Origin of the sequence: Flavobacterium muglaense (assembly GCF_014305155.1) — a bacterium.
Taxonomy (GTDB): Bacteria; Bacteroidota; Bacteroidia; order Flavobacteriales; family Flavobacteriaceae; genus Flavobacterium; species Flavobacterium muglaense.
Genome location: NZ_JACRUK010000010.1, coordinates 36,572 through 56,988, shown reverse-complemented (window position 1 = coordinate 56,988; position 20,417 = coordinate 36,572). Strand labels below are relative to the sequence as shown.

Here is a 20,417-nt window from a genome sequence, read left to right as displayed (position 1 = left end):
TCCCGTTCAATTGCTCAAACGGGATTTTTCATATTTTATGAATTTGTGAATTACAATTCGAAAGCTCTTTTAGGATTGTTATCCAAAAGCAATTCCATTGGGTTTTCTAAAGCTTCTTTTACAGCCACTAAGAAACCAACTGACTCACGACCATCAATGATACGGTGGTCATAAGAAAGTGCTACGTACATCATTGGGTGAATTTCTACTTTACCGTTTACAGCAATAGGACGCTCGATAATGTTGTGCATACCAAGGATTCCTGATTGTGGAGGGTTGATAATAGGAGTAGACAACATAGAACCAAATACACCACCGTTAGTGATTGTAAAAGTTCCACCAGTCATATCATCAACAGTAATTTGTCCGTCACGCGCTCTAATAGCTAATCTTTTGATATCAGCTTCTACACCACGGAAGGTTAAATTCTCTGCGTTACGAACAACAGGAACCATTAATCCTTTTGGTCCTGACACTGCGATTGAGATATCACAGAAATCGTAAGCAATTTTATAATCTCCATCCATCATAGAGTTAACGTCTGGATATAATTTTAATGCTCTTGTAACCGCTTTAGTAAAGAAAGACATGTATCCAAGACCTACACCACCGTGCTTCGCTTTGAACTCATCTTTATACTGATTACGGATAATGTTGATAGGCGTCATGTTTACTTCGTTGAAAGTAGTTAACATAGCCGTTTCGTTTTTGGCAGCTACCAAACGCTCCGCTACTTTACGACGCAACATTGATAATTTACTACGCTCTTGACCACGGCTTCCACCTGTAGGAGTTCCCATTGATGGTACTGCATTTACAGCATCATCTTTAGTGATTCTACCGTCTTTACCAGTTCCTGTTACAGTTGCTGGAGCGATATTTTTTTCGTCTAATATTTTTCTTGCTGCTGGAGATGGTGTTCCTGAAGCATAAGTTGCTGCTGGAGCTGCTGCTACTGGAGCTGGAGCTGCTTTTGGTGCTTCGGCAACTGGCGCTGCTGCTGCTGAACCAGCTGGTTTAGCTGCTGCTGTATCAATATGACATACTACTGCCCCTACTGCTACTGCATCACCTTCTTCGGCTTTTAATGTGATAATTCCGCTTGCTTCTGCAGGTAATTCAAGAGTTGCTTTATCTGAATCTACTTCAGCAATTGCTTGGTCTTTCTCTACATAATCTCCGTCTTTTACTAACCAAGTTGCAATTTCAACTTCTTTTATAGATTCCCCTGGTGAAGGGACTTTCATTTCTAAAATCATCTTTTTTTTGTTTAAGGTTTGAATTGTTTAAAGTTCAAAGCGCATTCGATGCCACTTTAAACCTTAAACTTTAAACTAATTTTTATCTAAATAAATCTTTATCGAATACCATTTTAATAGCATCTGCCTGACGGCGTTTTGCTCTTGTATAACTTCCTGACGCTGGTGCTGAATAGGCTCTTAACGAAGCCAATCTCCATTTTACCAAGTTGAAGTTCATTAACATAAAGCTGTATGCTCCCATGTTTTTAGGTTCTTCTTGTGCCCAAACGTAATCATCTGCATTTGGATATTGTGCAATAATCGCTTTCAATTCTTCTACTGGAAGCGGAAATAATTGTTCGATTCTTACAACAGCTACGTCTTTACGACCGTTATTTTCTCTTTCGGCAGTAATATCATAATAGAATTTACCCGTACAGAAAACCAATGTTTTCACATCTGCTTTGTTTACTGTAGTATCGTCTATTGTTTCTTGGAAACTTCCGTTTTCAAATTCTTCGATGCTTGATACACATCTAGGATCACGCAATAAACTCTTTGGAGTAAACACGATTAATGGTTTACGGAATTTTGTTTTCATTTGTCTTCTCAACAAGTGGAAGAAATTGGCTGGTGTCGTACAGTCGGCAACATACATATTGTGTCGCGCACAAAGTTGTAAGTAACGTTCCATTCTAGCCGATGAGTGCTCTGCTCCTTGTCCTTCGTATCCGTGTGGCAACAAAAGAACAATACCGTTTTGATTGTTCCATTTATCTTCTCCACAAGAGATGTATTGGTCAATCATGATTTGTGCACCGTTAGAGAAATCTCCAAATTGTGCTTCCCAGATTGTCAATGTATTTGGGTTTGCCAAAGCATATCCATAATCAAAACCTAATACTCCGTACTCGGATAAATGCGAATTAAAGATATTGAATTTTCCTTTTTTATTTTCTAAACTATTAATTAAAATAACTTCCTCTTCAGAATCTTCTACTTTAACAACAGCGTGACGGTGAGAGAATGTACCACGCTCTACGTCTTGTCCTGAGATACGAACATCAAATCCTTCTTGCATTAACGAACCGTAAGCTAAGTGCTCACCCATTCCCCAATCTAATTTATCCGTTTCGAAAAACATTGTTTTTCTATCGTTGATTAGTTTTTGGATTTTGTTAATAAATTTTTTATCAGATGGCAAGTTACAAACCGCATTAGCTACTTCAGTAAGTCCTTTTTTAGGATAAGAAGTCTCAACGTTCTCTAACATTTTTTGATCAGAAACTTGTTCAAATCCTAACCATTCATTTTTCATGAACGGTGTAATCACTGTTAAATCTTTTTTACGAGAAGCTTCTAGATTCACTTCCATTTTTGCCTTGTACTCTTTTTCAAGTCCATTAACAAACGTAGCATCAATTACTCCTTCTGATAATAATTTCTCAGCATAAAGATCTCTTGGATTCTTATGTTTAGCAATTATTTTATACAAAACCGGTTGTGTGAAACGAGGTTCGTCTCCTTCATTGTGACCGTATTTTCTATATCCTAATAAGTCAATAAATACATCACGTCCAAATTGCATTCTGAAATCCAATGCAAAATCAATTGCATGAACAACTGCTTCTGGATCATCAGCATTTACGTGTAATACTGGAGACAAAGTAACTTTGGCAACATCCGTACAATAGGTTGATGAACGTGCGTCAAGGTAGTTTGTTGTAAAACCAACCTGGTTATTGATTACAATATGAATTGTTCCTCCTGTTTTGTATCCGTCTAGCTGTGCCATTTGGATAATTTCATAAAGAATCCCTTGTCCTGCAATTGCAGCATCACCGTGAACGGCAATCGGTAATACTTTAGAAAAATCATCCGGAAAATATTTATCTTGTTTTGCTCTTGTAATTCCTTCAATAACTGCACCTACAGTTTCAAGGTGAGAAGGATTAGGAGCAAGATTGATATTGATTTTTTTACCTGTACTTGTAATTTTATCAGCTGTAAGGCCTAAATGGTACTTCACGTCACCGTCAAAATATTCTTGATCGTAATCTTTTCCGTCAAACTCCCCAAAGATATCTTGAGTTGATTTACCAAAAATATTAGCCAAAACATTCAAACGCCCACGGTGCGCCATTCCCATTACAAACTGTTCTACTCCACGCTCAGCCGCTTTTTCAATTAATGCGTCAAGTGCTGGAATAATAGATTCACCACCTTCTAATGAGAAACGTTTTTGACCTACATATTTAGTATGCAAGAAATTCTCAAAAGAAACCGCTTGGTTCAACTTATTAAGAATCGTCTTTTTCTCATCAGCCGAAAAGTTAGGTTGATTATCATTCACCCCTACTTTAGCTTGGATCCATTGAACAATCTCAGGCTTTCTAATGTACATATACTCTACCCCAATATGCTGGCAGTAGGTTGTATCTAGATGTTTGATTATCTCCCTTAAAGTAGTTGGTGCTACGCCAATAATTTTGGCTGCATCAAAAACAGTATCCAAATCTGCTGTTGTAAGTCCAAAATTAGTTATATCTAAATTAGGCTCAAAAGTTCTTCTTTCGCGTACAGGATTTGTTTTAGTAAACAAATGTCCACGAGAGCGGTAGCCTTCGACTAATTTTAATACATTAAACTCTTTTTGAAGTTTTTCAGAAATTTGAGAGTAGTCTGCTGAGCCAGAAGCCTCATTAACTACATACTGAATCGGGTTTTCGCCATTGTAAGTTTCCATCCCAAAGTCGAAACCTTGAAAAAAACTTCTCCAACTTGGCTCAACGCTATCTGGATTCTCTAAGTACTGATCGTATAATTGTGCAAAAAATTCTGTATGTGCTGCGTTTAAAAATGAAAACCTATCCATAATATTTTATTGAATATACTTTTTGTTAAAATAGTTTGGCAAAAGTACAATAATCAACTAAATTTACATTTACTTTTAAATACAATTTATTTAATAAAATGTTAAAAAACTAGATACTTATGAAAAAAACAACCTTTTCGAACGTTTCAAAATCGATTTCGCTTGTCATTCTTCTATTAGTTTGCAATAATTTGCTTGCACAAAATCAAGACAATTCCATTCGATCAAAAAGTGATTTTTGGCAAAACGTACAATTTGGTGGAGGCATTGGATTAAATATTGGGTCTGGATTTACAGATATCTCATTAGCGCCAAGCGCCATTTACAATGTCAATGAATATGTCTCTCTAGGTCTTGGAGCACAATACAGTTATATCAATCAAAAAAATAATTTCACTAGAAACTTATACGGCGGAAGCGTTGTAGCCTTATTCAACCCTATTAGAGAAGTACAATTATCAGCCGAATTAGAACAATTACGCGTCAACACAACCCTAGTTGGCGGTGTTAAACCGGATGCTTTCTGGAATACTGGATTATTCTTAGGTGCTGGTTACCGCAACGGTAATGTAACTATTGGAGGTAAATACAATGTGCTTTATAACGACAACAACAATGTTTACAATAGTGCTTTTATGCCCTTTGTGAGGGTTTATTTTTAAAAATCGTTAAGGATTAACAACTTAGAATCTTCAACTGAACTTGTTTCTGAACCATACTTTTTGCCATTCTCTTTTTAGAATTAAAAAAACAACTTGTTCGGCTAGAACAACCAAATCCGAACCATCTAGTTTTTTTATTTCGTCCTCAGAAACATCAATAATGTACAGTAGATTCAAGTATTCGGCAAATTTGTACTGAATCAATCGGTAGATTTTTTCGTGCAGCTGCATTTTCAATTCACTGGGTACTACACTTAAAGGGAAGTCAATTCCTTCGTTTGCCAAATTAAAATCTTTATTGATTTGTTCAATCAACTTTAGATATAAGGACTCCCTATCGGCTTCCAACAATAATAAGTCTGTATTTTGTGGTGCTATAAACATCTGATCAATGATATTATTATGAGTTGAAACTTCGTGGACCTCTATTTATATTAAAAAACTATACTTTTCTATTCATTAAGTTTTCACCAAAGCTTTTTAAAATCGCTTTTTTATCGGCCGTAATATTCATTTGTTCCAAAGTTTCAAAAGCTTTAAAAGTATATTCTTGAATGGCTTCTTGAGTAGCCTCAGAAGCTCCTGATTGATTAAAAATTAACTTTGCAGCAACAATTTTATCAGTAGTATCTGCTGGCTGAGTAGCAAATAAAGCCGCTAATTGGGTTGCATCTTCTTGGGTTGAAAAAGACATCGCTTTTAGGTACAAATAGGTTTTTTTATTTTCGATAATATCACCACCCACTTGTTTTCCAAAGGTTTCTGGATCACCAAAGGCATCCAAGTAATCATCCTGCAATTGAAACGCCAATCCAAGATTGAGACCAAACTCATAAATTAAGTTGGCATTCTCCTCTGTAGTTTGAGCTACAATTGCCCCCATTTTCATTGCCGCAGCAACAAGAACAGCAGTTTTATACTCAATCATTTTTAAATATTCGGGAATTGTAACATCGGTACGGGTTTCAAAATCCACGTCCCATTGTTGTCCTTCACATACTTCTAGAGCGGTTTTGCTAAACAACTTAGCCAAGTCTCTAAAAACAACTGGCTCGTATTGTTCAAAATATTGATAAGCCAAGATAAGCATGGCGTCTCCTGATAAAATACCCGTGTTAATATCCCATTTTTCGTGCACTGTCACTTGACCACGACGCAAAGGAGCGTCGTCCATAATATCATCATGAACCAAAGAGAAATTATGAAAAACCTCAACAGCCATTGCCGCTGGAAGCGCTTTTTCATACGAAGTATTAAACACTTCTGTTGCCATTAAAGTCAAAACGGGACGCATTCTTTTCCCCCCCAAACCTAGAATATAAGTAATGGGATCGTATAAGTTTTTTGGCTCTTTTGTAATGGTTTGATTCTCTAGATAACTAATAAAAAAATCCTGGTACTCAAAAATGGCATGCATAAAAAATATTTTTGGGCTAATTTACTGCATTAACAATTGATTACAAACTCCTTTTGTTAATGAAATGTTAAATAAACACAAATACAATGGAAACTATTTTGGTATTCAAAGTTTCCTTTCTACATTTGCACCAGAAATTAACATTTGGAATCCCATACCATGAATACCACTCTAGAAATGTCCGTAACGAAATGGACTATCGATTCAACTCAGTCTGATGTACTTATCAAAGCACGTCATTCGATCATCGCATACATCACAGGGTCAATTAATAAATTTAAAGGACATATCGACATTTATGATAATGCTGTTGAAGATGCTTTTGTTGAATTTTGTTTGGACGTCAATAATAAAGATGCCAATCTAGAACAAATGGATACGCACTTAAGACTAAATGATTTTTTTGATGTTAAGGCTTTTCCTTATTTGCATTTCAAATCGACTTTGTTCCAAAAAATCAATAACAATATTAATTTCTTAAAGGGCGAATTGACCATTCACAACATTACCAAAGTAGTCGAACTTGACACTGAATTCATAGGAATCAAAACCTATGAAGGAGTGCAAAAAGCAGTCTTTGAAGTAGTAGGTGTAATTAACCGTAAAGATTTTGGTTTAACGTATAATTCGTACCAACAAACTAGCGGTTTATCACTAGGTCAAGACATAAAAATGATCGCTAATTTAGAGTTCTCCTTATAAACAACTTTACTTCTTAATAAAAAATACTGAAACGAGCTCAGCATAAAAATGAAAGAGAAAATAATTAAAAAAGCAGGTGAATTGTTCTTAAAACTAGGTTTTAAAAGCATCACTATGGATGACATTGCTGGTGAAATGTGCATCTCTAAAAAAACCATCTACAAGTACTTTTGCAACAAAGAAATACTAGTTGAGGAAAGCACCAACTACATGCACAAAGAAATACACGGCACCATTGACACCATTTTAGAGCTAAACTTAAACGCTATTGCCGAAAACTTTAAAATTCGTGAAATGTTTAGTGAAATGTTTCAATCATCCGTAGACTCATCCCCCATCTATCAATTAAAAAAACACTACCCAGAAATTTACGAAAAGGTAATGTTACGGGAGATCAACGAATGTTCGATGTGGTTTAGACAAAACATAGTCAAAGGGATCGAAAATAAATTGTACCGCACTGATCTAGACATAGACACTTACGTTAAATTTTACTACACCCTAATCTTTAGCATCAACGAAAATACTAGCTCCGAAAAAGAATCACAGCGATTAGAACTCGAAGCACTAGAATACCACACCAGAGCAATGGCAACACCAACAGGAATTATAGAACTAGAAAAACAATTACAAAATCAAAATATCCAATGAGAAAAATACTTTTAATAACATTCTTAGCGTTGGCCGCCACAGCCCAATCGCAAGAGGCAAAAACATTATCGCTAAAAGACGCGATCACTTATGCACTAGAAAACAAAGCCGATGCAAAAAAAGCCAAGCTAAAAGTTGAAAACAGCGCCTACCAAATTCAAGAAGTACGCTCAAGAGCATTACCGCAAATAGCAGCTACAGGAAGCTTAAATTACAATCCTATTTTACAAACAAGTGTGATAGACGGAAGCTCATTCGGTCAACCAGGAACAAGCATTCAAGCTACTTTTGGTCAAAAATGGACTTCGACTGCAGGATTGTCTTTGACACAAAATTTATTTGATCAATCTGTATTTACCGGTTTAAAAGCTGCCAAAACAACCAGAGAGTTTTATCAAATAAACGAGCAACTTACCACAGAACAAGTTATAGAACGAGTGGCTAATAATTATTACGGGGTTTATGTACAACGTCAAAACTTAACTGTTTTAGACAGCACATACAACAACACTAATAAGGTTAAAAACATAATTAAAGGACAATATGATAATGGTCTAGCCAAAAAAATTGACCTGGACAGAATTGTAGTAAAGCTGTCAAACATCAACACACAACGTCAGCAAGTTATAAATGCTGTTCAACTTCAGGAAAACGCATTAAAGTTTTATATGGGAATGCCTATTGAAACCGCTATCGTCATTCCACAAGCAGCGTTTGAAGTGACGCCACAAGAATTTGCAGAAGCGCCAAACACAGCAAACAGAACAGAGTATTTACTGATGAAAAAGCAAGAGCAACTTCTTGAATATCAAAAAAAATCAGTACTGGCCGGCTACTACCCTACGCTTTCACTATCTGCAGGTTACAATTTCATAGGACAAGGACCTCAGTTTCCTTGGGGAGCAAAACCTTCGCAAGGCGTTTACTGGTCAGATTATTCAGCCATAGGCTTGAATCTTAATGTGCCTATATTTTCTGGATTTAGAACCCATTCAAAAGTAAAGCAAGCCGACATCGAATTGCGTTCTATTAAAGAAGATTTAGTCGATACAAAATTAGCCCTTGATTTGGCTTTCGCCAATGCTAAAACGCAAATTGACAATAGTATTATTACTATCAAAAATCAAAAAAGCAATGTGAAATTGGCCCAAGAAGTATTAAACAATACCAAAAACAATTACATACAAGGGTTAACATCTTTAACCGATTTATTAGATGCTGAAAATGCAAATACTGAAGCTCAAAACAATTATACCGCTGCGGTATTAGACTATAAATTAGCAGAAATTCAATTAATCAAATCAAAAGGAGAACTTACAACACTTATAAACAACTAAAATGAAAAAAATTATAACAACCGTAGTCATCATTATAGCTGCTTTGGGGCTTATCGCTTTTATTTTAACCAAAAATAAAGCTGAAAACGAAGAAAAAATTGCCATTGTTGCCGAAAAAAACGCCAGTGTTTCTGTAAAAGTAGCAACTGTAAAAACAGAAGAAATTTCATTGGATTTTGTAGCGAATGGTAATTTTGAAGCCAAACAAGAAATAACATTAACCGCAGAAAATTCAGGTAAAATAACTAACATTCTTGTAAAAGAAGGGGATCACGTTGCTGCAGGGCAAACATTAGCAATCATGAGAGGGGACGCAATTAATGTCAACGCTCAAGCAGCTCAAGCAGCGTACCAAAATGCAAAAACAGATTACAGTCGTTTTGACAATGCCTACAAAACAGGTGGTGTGACCAAACAACAACTAGACCAAGCCAAAGTAATGATGACCAATGCTGAAGCCAACTACAAACAAGCACAAATACGCATAGGTGACACTAGAATCAAGGCTCCAATAAGCGGAATCATCAACAAGAAATACATTGAATTGGGTTCTATGTTAACTTCAATGCCTTCTACAAATTTGTTTGAAATAGTAAACACAAGTAAGCTTAAATTGACCGTAGCGGTAAACGAGTCACAAGTGGCAAATTTAAAAACAGGGAGCAGTATTGCGGTTTCATCGAGTGTTTATCCGGACCAAATCTTTTCAGGAAAAATCACTTTTATTGCTGCAAAAGCAGATGCTACACTAAACTTCCCTGTAGACATTGAAATCTCGAACAACACTAATAATGACTTGAAAGCGGGTATGTATGGAACTGCAACCTTTAAATCTACACAACAAAAACGAACCATGACAGTCGTTCCAAGAAATGCTTTTGTAGGTAGTGTAAGTAGCAATCAAGTATTTGTAGTTGAAAACGGAAAAGCAAAATTGAAAAAAGTAAATGCTGGTAAAATTCTAGGAGATATGGTCGAAATTGTTGGAGGATTATCTGATGGAGAAACTGTGGTTACTACTGGACAAATCAATTTACAAGACGGAAGCGCAGTAGAAATTATCAAATAATTTATTTCTAGTAATCAACAGATAAAAACATATGAAATTAGCCGAAATATCCATAAAACGTCCTTCGTTAGTGATTGTATTATTTACAATCCTGATCTTAGGAGGACTGTTTAGCTACAGCCAACTGGGCTATGAGCTGATCCCCAAATTTGAGACAAACGTAATCACCGTAGCTACTGTTTACCCAGGAGCTTCGCCAAGTGAAATTGAAAACACAGTCACGAAAAAAATTGAAGACGCTATTTCGTCCTTAGAAAACATCAAAAAGATAGATTCTAAGTCATACGAAAGCCTTTCTATTGTTTCGATCACATTAACATCTAATGCTAATGTCGACAATTCAATGAATGATGCACAGCGAAAAATCAACGCCGTATTAAGCGACCTGCCTGATGATGCTGATCCACCATCAATGACCAAATTCTCTTTGAGTGATTTACCTATTATCACGCTTGGTGCCAATGGTAAAATGGACGAAGCCGAATTTTATGACTTAATTGACAAAAAAATTGCTCCCGTATTATCACGTGTGCAAGGGGTTGCGCAAGTAAACATTATTGGTGGGCAAGAACGTGAAATTCAAGTAAACCTTGATGCCACAAAATTGCAAGGATACGGATTGTCTATCCCACAAGTGCAACAAATAATTTTGACATCAAACTTAGATTTCCCTACAGGAAACATTCAAACTCGTGAACAAAAAATATTAATTCGTTTAGCTGGAAAATACAAAAATGTTGACGAATTAAGAAACCTAGTAGTCTCTTCTCAAAACGGAATACAAGTTCGTTTGAGAGATGTAGCAGATGTACAGGATACACAAAAAATCGCAGAAAAAATTGCACGTGTCGATCAAAAAAGTGCTATTGTATTGCAAATTGTAAAACAATCAGATGCGAATGCCGTTGCAGTGAGCGAACTGGTAAACAAATCGATTGCCAAACTAGAAAGTGACTATAAGGTCAATGAATTAGAATTAGTAACAGCCAAAGACAGTACCATTTTCACACTTGAAGCAGCAGACTCTGTTCTTCACGATTTATTGATTGCGGTGATCTTGGTTGCCTTGGTAATGTTGTTTTTCTTGCACAGTATTAGAAACTCATTGATTGTAATGGTTTCGATTCCTGCCTCTTTAATTGCAACTTTCATCGGAATTTATCTTTTAGGATACACTTTAAACTTAATGAGTTTACTAGGACTGTCGCTCGTAGTGGGTATTCTGGTCGATGATGCCATCGTAGTTTTGGAAAACATTTACCGACACATGGAAATGGGAAAAAGCCGTATTCGTGCATCGTATGACGGGACAGCCGAAATTGGTGGAACAGTAACGTCAATCACCTTGGTAATTGTGGTGGTGTTTTTACCTATCGCCATGAGTAGTGGTTTGGTATCGAATATTATAACGCAGTTTTGTATGACGGTGGTAATTTCGACTTTGTTATCTTTATTAGCATCGTTTACAATTATCCCTTGGTTGTCCTCTCGTTTTGGAAAATTAGAACATATTGAAGGAAACAACCTTTTTGGAAGAATCATTCTTGGTTTCGAAAGTTATTTAACTCGCTTTACCAATTGGGTTACTGAAATCTTATTATGGTGTTTGGATCATTACATCAAAACTATCTTGGTAGTATTGGTATTGTTCTTCTCTTCTACCATGGGATTAGTTGGTGGTGGTTTTATTGGTGGTGAATTCTTTGCTGCATCGGATAGTGGTGAATTCTTAGTTCAAATCGAATTACCAAAAGACGCTTCATTAGAGCAAACCAACTTTATGACGCAAAAAGCAGAAGCTTTCCTAAAAACACAAGAATACGTTCACAGTCAAATTACAACTGTTGGTCAAACCTCAGAAGGAATGGGTGCATCACAAGCAACAGCCTACAAAGCCGAGATTGACGTAAAAATGATTGAGCAATCAGAGCGCTCGGATGACGCTTCCGTTTACGCTGCAAAAATGAAACGTAAATTAGAAAAAGTTTTAGTGGGTGCCAAAGTAAAAACAGTACCAGTAGGTATCTTAGGAACTGCCGAAGATGCAAAATTAGGATTGATCGTTACCGGTCCTAATGTAGAAAGTGCTATGAAGTTTGCCAAACTAGCAGAAGCTGAATTGCGCAAAATACCTGGAACAACAGAGATTAAATTGACTGTTGAAGATGGAAACCCAGAGATCAACGTACAAGTAGACCGCGATAAAATGTCAGCATTAGGATTGACCTTGCAAACGGTAGGTATGACCATGCAGACTGCGTATAGCGGAAATACGGATGGTAAATTTAGAGCTGGTGAATACGAGTACGACATCAACATCAAGTACAACGCTTTTGATCGAAAAAACATTGCCGATGTGAGCAATCTAATTTTCATCAACAACATGGGGCAACAAATTAAATTATCCCAATTTGCTGCTATTACCGAAGGTTCTGGACCAAGTAAATTAGAGCGTAGAGACAAAACAGCTTCGGTTACCGTACAAGGACAAAACATTGGAGTATCAGCTGGAACTATTGTAACTCAATGGCAAGAGAAACTGGATAAACTAGAAAAACCAACCGGTGTAAGTTATATTTGGGGTGGTGATCAAGAAAATCAATCTGAAGGTTTTGGTACTTTAGGAATTGCATTGTTGGCAGCTATCGTTTTGGTATACCTCGTAATGGTAGGATTGTATGACAGTTTCATTCACCCATTCGTAGTATTGTTTGCTATTCCGCTTTCGTTCATTGGAGCGATGTTAGCCTTAGCTTTGACCAACAATTCATTAAATATATTCACCATTCTGGGAATCATTATGTTAATTGGTCTGGTTTGTAAAAATGCGATTATGCTTGTCGATTACACCAATCAGCGCCGTAAGGCAGGTGAAACCATTCGAACAGCATTGATTCAAGCCAATCATGCACGTTTGCGTCCGATCTTGATGACGACTATTGCCATGGTATTTGGTATGTTCCCAATTGCATTGGCATCTGGAGCTGGAGCAGGATGGAAAAACGGTTTGGCATGGGTAATTATCGGAGGATTGATCAGTTCATTATTCTTGACCTTAATCATCGTTCCCGTAATCTATGAAATCATGGAAAAAATAGTAACTAAATTCTCTAAAGGAGATAAAATTGATTACGAAGCCGAAATGGTTGCCGATTATGATCACAAAGAATTGAACGAACATTAATTCAATTTTATAATAAGTCAAAAGCCTGTTCAATTAATTTTGAACAGGCTTTTTTTTAGACCAAAAAAATTCCGAAACAATAAGGCATAAAAAAAGCTTCCATTGACATGAAAGCTTTTCGACTCGTGATTTAAACTTTAATTAATCTACATTAACCAAATTGTCTTTTTTAATATTTCTTACCGAAGCAATTCTATTATTGGAATAACTTACTTGACTTATAGCTGCTTCATTCCAGTGCAACCAAGTCCCTACTTTTTGTCCGTTGTTATATTCGGCAACAGCAACCTTATTCCCTTTATCATCAAAAGAAACCCACTGTCCTTCTAACTTTCCATTCTTATAGTATCCTTGTTGTTGTACCTGTCCATTATCGTGAAGGTAAGTCACTTTTACCATATCACCTACTGCTTCTAACTTCGGTTGTTTGTTTTGTGCCATTACTACACTTGAAATTAAAACTGCTGCAATCATTATATATTTCTTCATCTTTTAAGGTTTTAATTGTTATCTACACAAATATAAGGATGTATTTACAATTAAAAAACAATTTGGTAACAATTTAATAACATTAGACAAAAGCTTAACATTGGAAATAAAATTGCTACCGTTATTTTAATACCTATATTTGCATTAGTTGAACTTTCATCTATTAATATGAGTGATAAAATTCTTAGAGAAATAGGTACCATTTACCGTGCCTTGAACACTTTTTCCGACTTTATAATGAAATCCATTTCGTTAGAGCGTGGGCAATTTCAATATTTGATGCGTATCAAAGAACACCCAGGCATCAACCAACAGGATTTATCAGAGATTTTATTGGTCGATAAAACATCAACAGCTAAGGCAGTCAACAAATTGGTCACTAAAGGCTACATCACCAAGAAAAAAGACCTAAAAGACAAACGAAACTACAACCTATCTCTAACCCACACTGGAGAAAAAGCCTGCAGCTTCTTGATCAAAGAAGAGCAATTTGTCACTAGAAAAAGCCTTTCGACATTAACCGATGCAAACCAACAACTACTTTTGGAACACTTACAAGAAGTCAACAAAACAGTCGCTACTATTTTCTACGGATTAAAAGAAGAAAAACTAGACTCTTTTTTATCCGAAATTGAGAAAGAAGAAATAGAACAAACAAAATAACAACCCTAAAATCGAAAAAAACATGATACAATTAATAGGAGTACCTTACGATTCTAATTCGTCTTTCTTGAAAGGACCTTCTTATGCACCACAACGCATTCGGTTGATGGAAAAAGAAGGGTCGGCTAATAGTTTTTCAGAGAGCGGACTAGAAGTTCTAGAAAATGTCATTTACAAAGATCAAGGCGATATTGCATTTGAGGAAACTAATCCCGCAAAAGCTTTTACAACCATCAATACAGCAATAAGCAACCTACTGCAAGACGGTAGCAAAATACTTTCTTTTGGAGGAGACCACTCCGTAAGCTTCCCAATCATTAGTGCTTTTGCAGATAAATACGAAAAAATAAATATCTTGCATTTTGATGCACATGCTGATTTATATGACAATTTCGATAACAACCCCTATTCACACGCTTCTCCATTTGCAAGACTGATGGAAACTGGAAAAATAAACAACCTAACACAAGTAGGTATTCGTACGTTAAACACACATCAAGCAGAACAAGCAAAAAAATTCAATGTGAACATAATCGAAATGAAAGACTTCTCAGAAGATTTCATCAACACCCTTGAAGGTCCGCTTTATATTTCCTTAGATTTAGATGTTCTAGACCCAGCATTTGCACCCGGAATATCCCATCATGAACCAGGCGGAATGTCCACCAGACAACTAATCAGTGTGATACAAAAAATTAAAGCACCCATCATTGGGGCCGATATTGTAGAGTACAATCCCATTCGCGACATCAACAATATGACCGCCATGGTAGCATTCAAACTTGCCAAAGAACTAATGGCTAAAATGGTATAAAAAACCACAACAACCACCATCAAAAGCTGCTGAAGTGACAAAATTCAGCAGCTTTTTCATTTAAAAACAACATCTTTATAAAAAGCTTATCGCCAATAACGACCTATTACCCGTACCATTTTGACTTCATAAAAAGACAAAAGAAAAAAATTATGGGAAGTTTATCTGTTTTAGGGATTATTTTATTATTTGTGTTTACTTTTGTACTCAAAAATTGTAATCATGTATAGAAGTCATAATTGTGGCGAACTCAACGCCTCGCATATAAATACCGAAGTAACTTTAGCTGGATGGGTTCAAAAATCTCGTGATAAAGGATTTATGAACTGGGTTGATTTAAGAGACCGTTACGGAATCACACAATTAATTTTTGACGAAGGGCGTACAGACAAGACCGTATTTGAACAAGCCAAAACTTTGGGTCGCGAATTTGTGATTCAGGTAAAAGGAACTGTAATTGAGCGTGAAGCTAAAAATAAAAATATCGCTACAGGAGAAATCGAAATTTTAGTAACTGAACTAACGATTTTAAATGCAGCCTTAACTCCTCCGTTTACTATCGAAGATGAAACTGATGGTGGCGAAGACATACGAATGAAATACCGTTACCTAGACATTAGACGTAATCCTGTAAAAAACAGCTTACTTTTTCGTCATAAAGTAGCCATGGAAGTTCGTAAATACTTATCTGATTTGGATTTTTGCGAAGTAGAAACTCCGTATTTAATCAAATCAACTCCTGAGGGAGCTAGAGATTTTGTTGTTCCTTCTCGAATGAATGAAGGGCAATTTTACGCACTACCACAATCACCACAAACCTTCAAACAATTATTGATGGTAGGTGGAATGGACAAATATTTCCAAATCGTGAAATGTTTCCGTGATGAAGATTTACGCGCAGACAGACAACCAGAATTCACACAAATCGATTGCGAAATGGCATTTGTAGAACAAGAAGACATTTTGAATGTTTTTGAAGGACTAACACGTCATTTGCTAAAAGAAATAAAAGGAATTGAAGTAGACAAATTTCCACGTATGACCTACGAGCATGCGATGAAAACTTACGGAAATGACAAACCAGACATCCGTTTTGGAATGGAGTTTGGAGAACTAAACGAATTTGCACAACACAAGGAATTCCCTGTATTCAATGCAGCCGAATTAGTAGTGGGAATTGCAGTTCCAGGAGCAGGAAACTATACACGTAAGGAGATTGATGCTTTGATCGAATGGGTAAAACGCCCGCAAGTAGGCGCATCAGGAATGGTGTATGCTAAATGCAATGACGACGGAACATTCAAATCATCAGTAGATAAATTTTACAGTCAAGACGATTTAGAAAACTGGGCAAAAATTACTGGAGCCAAAGCAGGAGACATGATTTTTGTACTTTCAGGACCAGCCGATAAAACGAGAGCACAATTAAGCGCTTTGCGCATGGAATTAGCCACTCGTTTGGGATTAAGAAACCCAGCCGAATTTGCACCATTATGGGTAGTGGATTTCCCTTTATTAGAGTTTGACGAAGAATCTGGACGTTACCACGCTATGCACCACCCATTTACATCACCTAAACCAGAAGACATGCACTTACTAGAAACAGATCCTGGTAAAGTACGTGCTAATGCGTATGATATGGTGTTGAACGGAAACGAAATTGGAGGAGGTTCTATTCGTATTCACGATAAAGCCACACAACAATTGATGTTTAAATATTTAGGTTTTACAGAAGAAGAAGCTAAAGCACAATTTGGATTTTTAATGGACGCATTTCAGTTTGGAGCCCCGCCACACGGAGGATTAGCTTTTGGACTCGATCGTTTGGTAGCTATTTTAGGAGGACAAGAAACTATTCGTGATTTCATTGCATTCCCAAAAAACAATTCGGGAAGAGATGTGATGATTGATGCACCATCAATTATCGACCAAACGCAATTAAAGGAATTGCATATAAAACTAGATTTACAATAATTTTTGGCTAATAACAAGCCGAAAACGTTGAATATCAATTATTTTATTAAAAAACTTCACAATAATATCGTTCGTATGATATTAAATATTACATTTGTCTCATTATAAATTATTATTACTATTACAATGCGTACAGGTACAGTTAAATTTTTCAATGAGTCAAAAGGTTACGGATTCATTACAGACGAAGAAACAGGAAAAGACATTTTTGTTCACGCTTCAGGAATCAACGCGGAAGAATTACGCGAAGGTGACAGAGTTAGCTATGAAGAAGAAGAAGGAAGAAAAGGAAAAGTTGCTGCGAAAGTAGCAGTTATCTAAGCAAAATATTTTTTGCCTACGAATTCAAAAACGTTTCGATTTAGTTCGAAACGTTTTTTTTTGCTTTATACTCAAAAATTTGAAATAACAGACAAAAAGAAAAAGACTTATTTATAATCATTAAAAATTAGTGGTTAACCAGAAAACCGATACTACTTAATTAAAGTTTTGGCTTGTGTTTTAATTCCTTGAAACCTATCTTTGTCACTTGTTTTAGTACCTAAAAATAATAATTATGCAATCGGACCAACTAAATTATCTTCCTATTTTAATGCAGTTTTTACTTGCTGTAGGATTTGTTGTAGGAACAATCATTGTTTCGGGCAAATTAGGCCCAAAAAGAAACTCAGAGATCAAAGATAAAAACTTTGAATGTGGTGTTGAATCAGTGGGTAATGCTCGTATTCCTTTCTCTGTAAAATACTTTCTTGTTGCTATTTTGTTTGTATTATTTGATGTAGAGGTAATTTTCTTATACCCATGGGCAATAAACTTCAAGGAATTAGGAATGGAAGGAATGGTCAAGATGGTCATTTTCATGTTACTGTTACTAGTTGGCTTTTTCTACATTATCAAAAAGAAAGCCCTAGTTTGGGAATAAAAAGACAATTACAAGCACAGCATTTCAATTCTGTGTTTTTAATATATAATTCAAAAAATTAAAAAATGAGTGATTCAAATGTAAAAATGGTTGCTGCTCCTGAAGGTGTTGTAGGTGAGGGATTCTTCGCTACAAAACTGAATGACGTTGTCGGTTTGGCTCGTGCCAATTCACTTTGGCCATTGCCTTTTGCAACATCATGTTGTGGAATTGAGTTTATGGCAACTATGGCATCGCATTATGATTTAGCACGATTTGGTTCAGAGCGTGTGAGTTTTTCTCCTCGTCAAGCAGATATGTTGTTAGTAATGGGAACAATTTCTAAAAAAATGGCTCCTATTTTACGTCAAGTATACGAACAAATGGCTGAGCCTCGCTGGGTGATTGCAGTAGGCGCTTGTGCATCATCAGGAGGTGTTTTTGATACTTACTCGGTTTTACAAGGAATAGACAAAGTAATTCCAGTAGATGTTTACGTTCCTGGCTGTCCGCCAAGACCCGAACAAATAGTAGATGGAGTAATGAAATTACAAGAATTAGTTAAAACAGAGTCTGTAAGAAGAAGAAGTTCTCCAGAATACCAAGAATTATTGGCTTCTTATAATATCAAATAAAAAAATGGCTTTAGAAACAATAGAAATCCAGGATAAATTGACGGAGGCATTTGGTTCAACTGTCTTCAATTTTAATCAAGAAAGAGATGTGTTTTCATTTGAGGTAGCTTCCGATAAAATAACGGCAGTCATTCTTTTTTTGAAAAACGACCCTATATTGCGTTTTCACTTTTTAACTGATTTATGTGGAATTCATTATCCAGATAGCGAAGTAGACAGACAGTTTGCAATTGTTTACCACATGCACAACTGGTACGAAAACAAAAGAATCAAGATTAAAGCTTTTGTTAATGGTGAAAAACCAGAAATAAAAACAATATCAAACATTTTCTTAAGCTCCAATTGGATGGAAAGAGAAACGTATGATTTCTATGGCATCAACTTCATCGGTCATCCACAATTGAAACGTATTTTAAATATGGATGAAATGATTTCTTTTCCAATGCGTAAAGAATTTCCAATGGAAGATGGCGGAAGAACTGATAAAGACGACCGTTTCTTCGGAAGAACAATAGACAATTGCTAAAAACAGAATATATAATTTTTCACATTCTATAAATGTCAGAACTATTATTACCACCAGAGCATCGCTATGCTAAAATAATTAAAGAGAAGCTAAATGAAGATGGAAGCGAGCTTTCAATCCTGAACTTAGGTCCTACTCACCCTGCTACGCACGGAATTTTCCAGAACGTTTTGTTAATGGATGGAGAGCGTATTTTAGAAGCCGAACCAACTATTGGTTACATTCACAGAGCTTTTGAAAAAATTGCCGAAAACCGTCCGTTTTATCAAATTACACCTCTTACTGATCGTATGAACTACTGTTCCTCACCTATCAACAATATGGGATGGTGGATGACATTAGAAAAACTATTAAATATTGAAGTTCCAAAGCGTGCCCAATATCTAAGAGTTATTGTAATGGAACTAGCTAGGATTACAGATCATATTATTTGTAATTCGATTCTAGGAGTAGATACTGGTGCTTATACCGGTTTCCTATATGTTTTTCAATTTAGAGAAAAAGTTTACGAAATTTACGAAGAAATTTGTGGTGCTCGTTTAACGACAAATATGGGCCGAATTGGTGGTTTCGAAAGAGACTGGTCTGCAGAAGCATTTAGAAAATTAGATGTGTTTTTAGAAGAATTTCCAGTTGCTTGGAAAGAATTTGAAAACTTATTCGAAAGAAATAGAATTTTTATTGATAGAACCGTTGATGTGGGAGCGATCTCTGCAGAGCAAGCTATGGCGTATGGTTTCACAGGACCTAACTTACGTGCTGCAGGTGTAGATTATGATGTACGTGTTGCTCAACCTTACAGTTCTTACGAAGATTTTGACTTTATTATTCCTGTTGGTAAATCAGGGGATACGTACGATCGTTTTTGCGTTCGTAATGCCGAGGTTTGGGAAAGTTTAAGCATCATTCGTCAGGCTTTGTCCAAAATGCCAGAAGGAAACGAATACCATGCTGACGTTCCAGATTACTACCTTCCGCCAAAAGAAGATGTGTACACCAATATGGAATCGTTAATTTACCATTTCAAAATTGTAATGGGTGAAGTACCAGTTCCAGTAGCCGAAATTTACCATCCTGTTGAAGGCGGAAATGGAGAATTAGGCTTTTATTTAGTTACTGATGGAAGTCGTACACCATACAGATTGCACTTTAGAAGACCTTGTTTTATTTATTATCAAGCGTACCCAGATATGATAAAAGGTTCACTATTATCTGATGCCATCGTGATTTTATCAAGTTTAAATGTAATTGCAGGAGAATTAGACGCTTAAAGATTT

General features: G+C 36.1%; 19 protein-coding genes. 14 read left to right on the top strand and 5 right to left on the bottom strand.

Going from position 1 to position 20,417, the window contains the following annotated elements; all coding sequences use genetic code 11:
* Window positions 1-50: 50 nt before the first annotated feature.
* Both odhB and H8R24_RS06395 read right to left on the bottom strand, forming a co-directional pair.
* Window positions 51-1,259, bottom strand: coding sequence for a 2-oxoglutarate dehydrogenase complex dihydrolipoyllysine-residue succinyltransferase (odhB, locus tag H8R24_RS06400; RefSeq protein WP_187017718.1), 1,209 nt, complete (start codon window positions 1,257-1,259; stop codon window positions 51-53).
* Between the two features lie 82 nt (window positions 1,260-1,341).
* Window positions 1,342-4,116, bottom strand: coding sequence for a 2-oxoglutarate dehydrogenase E1 component (locus tag H8R24_RS06395; protein WP_187017719.1), 2,775 nt, complete (start codon window positions 4,114-4,116; stop codon window positions 1,342-1,344).
* 119 nt (window positions 4,117-4,235) lie between these two features.
* Here H8R24_RS06395 and H8R24_RS06390 point away from each other — a divergent pair, with 119 nt between their 5' ends.
* Window positions 4,236-4,778: a hypothetical protein gene (locus tag H8R24_RS06390; RefSeq protein ID WP_187017720.1), complete on the top strand. Its 543-nt coding sequence runs from the start codon at window positions 4,236-4,238 to the stop codon at window positions 4,776-4,778.
* Between the two features lie 30 nt (window positions 4,779-4,808).
* On the opposite strand, the gene H8R24_RS06385 is transcribed toward H8R24_RS06390, so the two are convergent.
* On the bottom strand, window positions 4,809-5,162 hold the full coding sequence (locus H8R24_RS06385) for a hypothetical protein (protein ID WP_187017721.1): 354 nt from the start codon (window positions 5,160-5,162) through the stop codon (window positions 4,809-4,811).
* A gap of 58 nt (window positions 5,163-5,220) precedes the next feature.
* Entirely contained in the window at window positions 5,221-6,195 is a 975-nt protein-coding gene (locus H8R24_RS06380) for a polyprenyl synthetase family protein (protein WP_187017722.1), read from the bottom strand.
* Window positions 6,196-6,354: 159 nt separating this feature from the next.
* Here H8R24_RS06380 and H8R24_RS06375 point away from each other — a divergent pair, with 159 nt between their 5' ends.
* From H8R24_RS06375 to H8R24_RS06355, 5 genes are read left to right on the top strand one after another with little or no spacing between them, the layout of a single operon-like run.
* Window positions 6,355-6,897, top strand: a complete 543-nt coding sequence (locus tag H8R24_RS06375; RefSeq protein ID WP_187017723.1) for a YceI family protein — start codon at window positions 6,355-6,357, stop codon at window positions 6,895-6,897.
* A gap of 48 nt (window positions 6,898-6,945) precedes the next feature.
* Window positions 6,946-7,548, top strand: a complete 603-nt coding sequence (locus H8R24_RS06370) for a TetR/AcrR family transcriptional regulator (RefSeq protein WP_187017724.1) — start codon at window positions 6,946-6,948, stop codon at window positions 7,546-7,548.
* Window positions 7,545-8,885: a TolC family protein gene (locus tag H8R24_RS06365; RefSeq protein ID WP_187017725.1), complete on the top strand. Its 1,341-nt coding sequence runs from the start codon at window positions 7,545-7,547 to the stop codon at window positions 8,883-8,885. Before H8R24_RS06370 ends, H8R24_RS06365 begins: the two co-directional genes overlap by 4 nt.
* Before the next feature lies 1 nt (window position 8,886).
* Window positions 8,887-9,954, top strand: a complete 1,068-nt coding sequence (locus H8R24_RS06360; protein WP_187017726.1) for an efflux RND transporter periplasmic adaptor subunit — start codon at window positions 8,887-8,889, stop codon at window positions 9,952-9,954.
* Window positions 9,955-9,985: 31 nt separating this feature from the next.
* Complete coding sequence (locus H8R24_RS06355) at window positions 9,986-13,138, top strand: efflux RND transporter permease subunit (protein ID WP_187017727.1); 3,153 nt, start codon at window positions 9,986-9,988, stop codon at window positions 13,136-13,138.
* A gap of 141 nt (window positions 13,139-13,279) precedes the next feature.
* Here the strand turns inward: H8R24_RS06355 and H8R24_RS06350 are convergent, their stop codons facing one another.
* Complete coding sequence (locus H8R24_RS06350; RefSeq protein ID WP_187017728.1) at window positions 13,280-13,627, bottom strand: toxin-antitoxin system YwqK family antitoxin; 348 nt, start codon at window positions 13,625-13,627, stop codon at window positions 13,280-13,282.
* Window positions 13,628-13,795: 168 nt separating this feature from the next.
* On the opposite strand from H8R24_RS06350, the gene H8R24_RS06345 reads away from it, so the two are divergent.
* The 8 genes from H8R24_RS06345 to H8R24_RS06310 all read left to right on the top strand — a co-directional run bounded on the left by H8R24_RS06345 (window position 13,796) and on the right by H8R24_RS06310 (window position 20,411).
* Window positions 13,796-14,290, top strand: coding sequence for a MarR family winged helix-turn-helix transcriptional regulator (locus H8R24_RS06345; RefSeq protein WP_187017729.1), 495 nt, complete (start codon window positions 13,796-13,798; stop codon window positions 14,288-14,290).
* A gap of 10 nt (window positions 14,291-14,300) precedes the next feature.
* Window positions 14,301-15,104, top strand: coding sequence for an agmatinase (speB, locus tag H8R24_RS06340; RefSeq protein WP_187017754.1), 804 nt, complete (start codon window positions 14,301-14,303; stop codon window positions 15,102-15,104).
* Between the two features lie 222 nt (window positions 15,105-15,326).
* Window positions 15,327-17,078: an aspartate--tRNA ligase gene (gene aspS / locus H8R24_RS06335; RefSeq protein WP_187017730.1), complete on the top strand. Its 1,752-nt coding sequence runs from the start codon at window positions 15,327-15,329 to the stop codon at window positions 17,076-17,078.
* Window positions 17,079-17,204: 126 nt separating this feature from the next.
* A complete protein-coding gene (locus H8R24_RS06330; protein WP_007137066.1) occupies window positions 17,205-17,399 on the top strand; it encodes a cold-shock protein in 195 nt (64 codons plus the stop codon).
* Between the two features lie 235 nt (window positions 17,400-17,634).
* Complete coding sequence (locus H8R24_RS06325; RefSeq protein WP_187017731.1) at window positions 17,635-18,000, top strand: NADH-quinone oxidoreductase subunit A; 366 nt, start codon at window positions 17,635-17,637, stop codon at window positions 17,998-18,000.
* Between the two features lie 65 nt (window positions 18,001-18,065).
* Window positions 18,066-18,614 carry an NADH-quinone oxidoreductase subunit B gene (locus tag H8R24_RS06320; RefSeq protein ID WP_187017732.1) on the top strand — a complete coding sequence of 183 codons (549 nt, stop codon included), beginning with the start codon at window positions 18,066-18,068 and terminating at the stop codon, window positions 18,612-18,614.
* Between the two features lie 4 nt (window positions 18,615-18,618).
* On the top strand, window positions 18,619-19,140 hold the full coding sequence (locus H8R24_RS06315; RefSeq protein WP_187017733.1) for an NADH-quinone oxidoreductase subunit C: 522 nt from the start codon (window positions 18,619-18,621) through the stop codon (window positions 19,138-19,140).
* A gap of 32 nt (window positions 19,141-19,172) precedes the next feature.
* Window positions 19,173-20,411, top strand: a complete 1,239-nt coding sequence (locus H8R24_RS06310) for an NADH-quinone oxidoreductase subunit D (protein WP_187017734.1) — start codon at window positions 19,173-19,175, stop codon at window positions 20,409-20,411.
* The last annotated feature ends 6 nt before the right edge of the window (window positions 20,412-20,417 follow it).